Source organism: Chroococcus sp. FPU101 (assembly GCF_017312365.1).
Classification (GTDB): Bacteria; Cyanobacteriota; Cyanobacteriia; order Cyanobacteriales; family Microcystaceae; genus Chroococcus.
Genome location: NZ_BLJI01000014.1, coordinates 104,920 through 112,205 on the forward strand (window position 1 = coordinate 104,920; position 7,286 = coordinate 112,205).

General features: G+C 35.9%; 6 protein-coding genes. 2 read left to right on the forward strand and 4 right to left on the reverse strand.

Going from position 1 to position 7,286, the window contains the following annotated elements; all coding sequences use genetic code 11:
* Nucleotides 1-7 precede the first annotated feature (7 nt).
* On the reverse strand, nt 8-1,396 hold the full coding sequence (locus CFPU101_RS14030) for a flotillin family protein (RefSeq protein WP_242577972.1): 1,389 nt from the start codon (nt 1,394-1,396) through the stop codon (nt 8-10).
* An 18-nt stretch (nt 1,397-1,414) separates the two neighbouring features.
* Entirely contained in the window at nt 1,415-1,759 is a 345-nt protein-coding gene (locus CFPU101_RS14035) for an NfeD family protein (protein WP_206815967.1), read from the reverse strand.
* A gap of 463 nt (nt 1,760-2,222) precedes the next feature.
* Here CFPU101_RS14035 and CFPU101_RS14040 point away from each other — a divergent pair, with 463 nt between their 5' ends.
* The gene (locus CFPU101_RS14040) at nt 2,223-2,552 is read left to right on the forward strand and encodes a hypothetical protein (RefSeq protein WP_206815968.1); all 330 of its coding nucleotides are present in this window, start codon (nt 2,223-2,225) and stop codon (nt 2,550-2,552) included.
* A gap of 59 nt (nt 2,553-2,611) precedes the next feature.
* On the opposite strand, the gene CFPU101_RS14045 is transcribed toward CFPU101_RS14040, so the two are convergent.
* Together CFPU101_RS14045 and pyk are read right to left on the reverse strand one after the other, a co-directional pair.
* Complete coding sequence (locus CFPU101_RS14045; protein ID WP_206815969.1) at nt 2,612-3,313, reverse strand: 2,3-bisphosphoglycerate-dependent phosphoglycerate mutase; 702 nt, start codon at nt 3,311-3,313, stop codon at nt 2,612-2,614.
* A 20-nt stretch (nt 3,314-3,333) separates the two neighbouring features.
* Nucleotides 3,334-4,755, reverse strand: a complete 1,422-nt coding sequence (pyk, locus tag CFPU101_RS14050; protein WP_206815970.1) for a pyruvate kinase — start codon at nt 4,753-4,755, stop codon at nt 3,334-3,336.
* 313 nt (nt 4,756-5,068) lie between these two features.
* Here pyk and pta point away from each other — a divergent pair, with 313 nt between their 5' ends.
* Nucleotides 5,069-7,159 carry a phosphate acetyltransferase gene (gene pta, locus CFPU101_RS14055; protein ID WP_206815971.1) on the forward strand — a complete coding sequence of 697 codons (2,091 nt, stop codon included), beginning with the start codon at nt 5,069-5,071 and terminating at the stop codon, nt 7,157-7,159.
* The last annotated feature ends 127 nt before the right edge of the window (nt 7,160-7,286 follow it).

Consider the following 7,286-nt stretch of genomic DNA (forward strand, 5'->3'; position numbering starts at 1 on the left):
ACCTTAATTAAATATTAGTTTTATGACCGTTATTATTCGCATTATTGTTTTGTTGTGTGAGAATTCCTACAACATCAACACCCAATGTATTTTTAACACTATTCAAAAATTGATTAACGATTTCAGGATAAACTTTGACAAGACTTGAAATCGATTTGCCATCGCCATTATCAATAACTTGTATTTCATTAAGATACAAATTTTTAGGAACTTGAACGGCTTCTTTAAGTATTGTTTCTAATTGTTGAATCAAGAATATTTCAGAGGCACTATTACCCGTTTCTTGCCAAACTTGTGAGAGAATTTCATTTACTAAAGCTTCGGCTTTGGCATTTTCGGCTAAAATTGCAGCTTCTCCTTGTGCTTTTAAAGTTTGAGCTTGCCGTTGAGCATTGGCGGGTAAAACTTGTTCGGCTTCTAATCTTAACCGTTCTAATTCGGCGCGAATGGCTTGCAATTGTTGTTCTAATTTTGCTCGTTTTTCTTTGGCTGCTGCTATGGTGATTTCTTCTTCAGATTTTGCTTGTTGTTCGAGTTGTGCTTTAATTTTTCTTAGGTCGTTTTCTTGCTCTAAAACAATAATTTTATCTTGTGTTTTTGCGACTTCTGAAAGTTCCTCGCATTCGGCTTCAATTTGTTCGGCTTTATTTCTTGCATCAGATTCGGCAATTTCTGCATCTTTAATGACTAAAGCGATTTGTTCTCGACTTAAGGAGTTTAAATAACCCACATCATCGGAGACATTTTGTATTTTTAAAGTGTCAATTTCTAAGCCTAATTTCATTAAGTCACGTCGAACATCTGAGGTAATTCGTTCAGCAAATTGTAGCCGATCTTCATTCACTTGTTCAGGAGTTAGTGTAGCGACAACACCTCTAAGATTTCCTTCTAATGTTTCTCTAGCAACTCGACTAATCTCAGAACGATCGCGGTCTAAAAATCTTTCAATTGCATTACCCACTATTTCGGGATTACTTGATATTTTTACATTAGCGATCGCATGAATATTTAAAGGTGTTCCTCCTCTAGCATATGCGTTCCTAATTTCAATGCGAATAGGCATTGTTGTGACATTCATTCTTTTAATTGTTTCTAAGATAGGAATTCTGATCGCTCTCCCACCAGTAACAACTCGATATCCTACTTCTTGACCTTTTTTAGTTTTGTGTTTTCGTCCTGCTAGAATCACAACTTCATTTGGTTTACAAATACATAAAAATGATTTAAAAAACCAAGCCACTAATATAGAAAAAAATATGATTAATGCTATCGTAAAGGAACCGCTTTTCATTGCTTGTGGGATTAAAAGCAAATGATAGTCAGGCGGCGTTATTTGTGTAATATTAGATTGCTCTGTATAATTTTTTTGATTTAAGACAGTTAGTTTAGTGGTCATTGATTAGTCTACCTTCAATTAATGATTATTCATCAATTCATCAGTTAAATAACTTAGTGGAACGACTTGCACTTTATTTTCATTGGCTTCAATAATAATTACTTCTTCACATACTTTAAAATGATGCTCTAGGCTGGATAAAGCGACAATATCAACTAATGCACCTTTAACCTTAACTCTAATTTTTCCTTTAGTATTATGATCAAAGGGAATTTCAACGACTCCACTTAAACCGATCAGTTGTTCTGGACTGATTAGGCTATTACTGCGATTCATTTGAATCAGTAAAACGATCAACGTTCCTAAAAGTATGCCCAAACCGATACAAATAGCCGCAATTTTCAATAATTCTTGTTGTGTCATTGAGGATTAATTTAAAAATAGTAGAAAATCCGTTAATCATTTATTTAAAAATCTAATAATTTATTTATTATTATATTAATTTAATTATAAATTGTGGAGACATTTAACAAAAATTAACGGCTTTTTAAAAATATTTTAATTCTTTAAACATTTTTCATCTTTAAAAATGAGTAATATGAGTTTTAGGTTATTGTCTACATACTTTAATGGATGACTGTTCTAAGTACAAAGACCTCTTACTTTGAATCGTAGCCTCAGATTTCAGTAGATAATAGGACAAAGCCTTATCGAAAACTCAGGTCACATTTGTAAAGACCTGCCATGGCGCGTCTCTGCCACAACACATTTGTACTTCATGGCGAATCTAGGATTAGACAAAAAATGGAAAAACTTTCATAATCTTTCGACAAAGAGGTGATAGATATACAGGAGACTTCAAATCAGAGAGAAAGTTGGATTACATATGGATATAGAAACAGCCTTATATTTGTTTGACCGTGTCGTCTGTCAACAAACTGGTGCATCTCTCAATAATCTGCAAAAAGCGATTCTACGGGGAGCCTTACAAGGATGGACATATCAACAGATTAAAGAACAAGAAGTGTCAGCGCGTGGCTATGCCGTAAGTTATCTGGCACAGTATGTGGGTTATGAATTGTGGAAATTGCTCTCAAATGCCTTTAATAACGCGGGTCTTTTAAAACAAGGAGAAAAAGTCCGTAAATTTAATCTTTGGGAATACGCCGAACGAATTGCACAACGGGAACTTTTATCAAATCTCTATACAGCTTAAATCCCTCAGTAGCAGGTGTCAGGGTTCGATGACTTAGGATCTGACACCTCTTACTTTTATTAAATCAGAATTTTTTTACTTGTTACCGTTCCTTTTTCATCTAAGTTATAGACAATTGGAACACCCGTAACCAGTTCTAAACTTGGAACCTGTTCAGGGGTTAAATTTTCTAATTGCATCATTAATGAGCGCAAAGAGTTACCATGTGCGGCGATTAGGATATGATTGCCCTGTTCAATATAAGGTAGAATTTTACTTTCATAAAAGACAGAAACTCTTTTTACGGTATCTTCTAGACTTTCGCCACCAGGGGGACGAGTATAGTAAGAACGTCGCCACTCTTGGACTTGTGCTGCACCAAATTTTTCAATGGTTTCTGCTTTGTTTAACCCTTGTAAATCGCCGTAATAGCGTTCATCTAGGGCTGCACTCGGAAAAATTGGGAGTTCTTCGTCAGGATTTCCTTGATATTTATTCCAACCGTGCCAGTCTGGATCATTAATATCATGTTGAATAATGGGGATCTTACCATTACGAACACCCTCACATTCAGTTAAACAGATAATGGCGGTTTCGAGCGCACGAATTAAAAGACTTGTAAAACAAACATCGATCTTAATTTGCTCATCATCAATTTTACAAGCTGCGATCATTGCTTCGGCGCGTCCCCGTTCACTCAGTGGTACATCCACCCATCCTGTAAACTTATTTGCTGCATTCCACAGACTATAGCCATGACGTGTCAGGATTAGTTTTGACATAAAGTTGGTTCCTCAAATCGTTAATTAATCGTGTGTATTTTGAGAAAATTCGTACTTTTAACTTTTCCGAAAGGAATTCCGCCTGTAATCAAAACTTTATCGCCAAATTTAACTAAATTACGCTCTTTTAATGAATTATCAACTAGCTTGACAATTTCTTCAAATGACTGAATCTCAACATCTAACAAAACTGGAATCACTCCCCAAACCAAATTAAGTCGATGATAGACTCTTTGAGATGGTGTAATGGCAAAAACTGGCGCACTGGGACGCTCTTTGGAAACGAGAACAGCACTGTAACCGCTTGTGGTAAAAGTCGCAATACAGCGTAAATCTAGCGTTTCATCAATGGCGTTAAGTGCTTCTGAGATAGCATGAGTTTCGTCAGATTCTTCGGGGGGATTATTTTCAAAGACAACTTCTTTCTCAATATCCATCGCAATTTTCGCCAGCATCTCTACTGCTTTGATGGGATAATCCCCAACCGCAGATTCACCCGATAACATGACTGCATCGGTACCATCAATAATGGCATTAGCGACATCACTCGCTTCTGCACGAGTTGGGCGAGGATTTTTAATCATGCTTTCGAGCATTTGTGTCGCAGTAATGACGGGAATACATTTCATATTGCAAAGTTTGATAATTCGCTTTTGCAATAAAGGAACTCTTTCGGGACTAATTTCAACCCCTAAGTCTCCTCGTGCGACCATTAACCCATCGCATTCTGAAACAATTTCTTCGAGATGTTCTATCGCTTGCGGTTTTTCAATTTTGGCAATGACACCGATATCTGTATGTCCTTTTTCGGTGAGCATGGCTTTCAGTATCCGAATATCTTCTGCTTTACGAACAAAACTTAAAGAAACCCAGTCAATACCTTGAGATAAGCCAAATTCAAGGTCTTGGATATCTTTTTCGGTCATTGAGGGTAAACGTAGATTTAGACTCGGTAGGTTAACCCCTTTACGACTTTTGAGAATGCCACCATCAATGATTTTGCATTTAACTGCGGTTCCTTGGATATCTTCAACACATAATTCTAATAAACCATCATCTAATAAGATTTGTGTACCTACCGTTGCCTCTTCGGCTAAAAAAGGATAATCAATGGATACGGTATTCGGTTGATTGTGATCGTCTTCAATGGGAACGAGAGTTAGATAATCCCCTTCTGTGAGGGTAATTTGTCCGTCGTTGAGTTGACCGACTCGAATTTTAGGCCCTTGGAGATCTTGAAGTAGTGTAATAGGTATATCAAGTTCATGAGATACTTGACGTAATATGGCGATCGTCTGAGCATGATCATCATAGCTACCATGCGAGAAATTGAGCCGCGCTACATTCATTCCCGCTTCGACCATTTTTTTTATCACTTCTGGAGAACGACTAGCAGGGCCAATGGTCGCAACGATTTTTGTCCGTTTAGTTAAGGGTTTCATAAGACAAGTAGAAAAGAATTCCTAATCAGGTTTTTATTGTTAGTGTCATCATAATGATTTCAGGTTAAATCAGGATAAAGTGAATAGATTGTTACAATTTTTTAAACCAGTTCAGTAATTATTTAAGATTTCTTAGATTCAAAATTTAAGCATTTCTTTATGTTATGGCAGGTTTTGAGAAGATTAAAATTTAAGTTAAATCGTTGCTATCTCTATTTTTTTGAACTTTAACACGAGAAAAACTCAAATTCAATTAAATTTTAGATTTCTTCAGCTTATTTTTAAATTAAACGGATTCTATTTAGTACTACAAATGGCTCAATCTCTTTTTATTAGTACAACCGAAGATAATTGCGGTAAATCCCTAGTCGCTTTAGGAATTTTAGAATTAATTTTAAGAAAAACGACTAAAGTAGGTTTTTTTCGTCCCATCATTCCTTCTGGCAATGGAAAAAGAGATGATGATATCGATTTGATTATTAATTATTTTGGGTTAAAACAAAACTACGATGAATCTTTTGGTTTAACCTCTAAACAAGTCAATGAACTCCTAGCCTATCAAAGTCTCGATGCTATTTTAGAAAAAATTATTAGTAAGTATAAACAATTAGAAACGAAATGTGATTTTATTCTGTGTGAGGATGCTGATTATTTAGGTGGCAGTTCTGCTTTTGAATTTGAACTTAATACAAAAATTGCTAAAAATTTAGGTTGTCCGATTTTGATTTTAGGAAGTGCTGAAGGAAAAAGTATCGAAGAAGCAATACATTTAGTCAGGATTTCATATGATGCCTATCAAAATGAAGATTGTCAAGTGATGGGTATTATTCTAAATAAAGCCTCACTCGAAGTGGTAGACGTTTTAAAAGAAAAACTGATTCAAGAATTACAAAAAAACGCACCGATTTTAGCCGTCATTCCTCAGAATAATACTTTAAGTAGTCCTAGTGTTAAAGATATTGTAGAACAACTCGGAGCCGAAGTTTTATATGGTCATCAACGCTTGAATAATTTAGCAACTCACTATTTAGTTGCAGCGATGCAAATGCAACACGCTATTACTAGAATTCAAGAAAATACATTAGTCATTACGCCAGGCGATCGCGGTGATATGATTATTGGTATGTTACAAGCACATCAATCGACCAATTACCCAAATTTAGCGGGAATTGTCCTATCAACAGGTTATAAACCAGAAGCCGCAATTGCATCTTTAATCGATGGTTTACGTGACGTGTTTCCGATTATATCAGTAGCTGAAGATACTTATACGACTGCGTCTTTAATTCACGATGTTTACTCAACAATTACAACAGAAAATGATGAAAAAATAGCCTTGTGTATCCAAATGTTTTCTCAAGCTGTTGATTTAGAAAAATTAGAAACACAAATTCGGGATATTCAATTTACAGGAATGACCCCGAAGCGGTTTACTTATAATTTAGTTCAACAAGCCAAATTACAGAAAAAGCATATTGTACTTCCCGAAGGTACTGAACCTCGAATTTTACAAGCAACAGCTATTCTATTAGCACAAGATATTGTTCACGTTACTTTAATCGGGAAAAAAGAAGAGATTGCACAAGTTATTAATCGAGAAGGGATTCCGTTAGATATCGATACATTAAATATTATCAATCCCGTTGAATCAGAAAAATTTGAGCAGTATGTTAATACCCTTTATGAACTTCGGAAAGGCAAAGGATTAACTCTAGAACTAGCCAGAGATTACGCGCAAGATGTTTCCTATTTTGGTACATTAATGGTCTATCATGGTGATGCTGATGGGATGGTTTCAGGTGCCGTTCATACTACACAACATACGATTAGACCTGCGTTACAAATTGTCAAAACATTACCTGGATTTTCTATCGTTTCTTCGGTATTCTTAATGTGTTTAGAAGATCGGGTTTTAGTGTATGGAGATTGTGCGGTTAATCCTAATCCGACAGCCGAACAATTAGCCGAAATTGCGATTACTTCAGCCGAAACAGCGATTCGTTTTGGAATTGAACCAAAAATTGCTTTATTATCCTATTCTTCGGGTGCTTCAGGAAAAGGTGAAGAAGTCGAAAAAGTCCGAAAAGCGACGCAAATTGCCAAAGAAAGAAGACCAGATTTAAAAATAGAAGGCCCCATTCAATATGACGCAGCCGTTGATCCAGAAGTAGCCGCTCAAAAAATGCCAGGATCTCAAGTCGCAGGACAAGCAACTGTTTTTATTTTCCCCGATTTAAACACAGGAAATAATACTTATAAAGCCGTTCAAAGAGAAACAGGAGCAATTGCGATCGGCCCCATTTTACAGGGTCTAAAAAAACCCGTCAATGATTTAAGTCGTGGCTGTACGGTGCCTGATATTGTGAATACTGTTGTAATTACAGCCATTCAAGCACAAGATTAAAAAATTTTCGATTAAGCTACTGCTAGGAAAGATTCATCTTTCACAGAGGTAAATATAATACAATCCCTCTCCACTCGGACTAAACACTACACGTTAACAAGTAGCAATAATACCAATTATTGAAAAA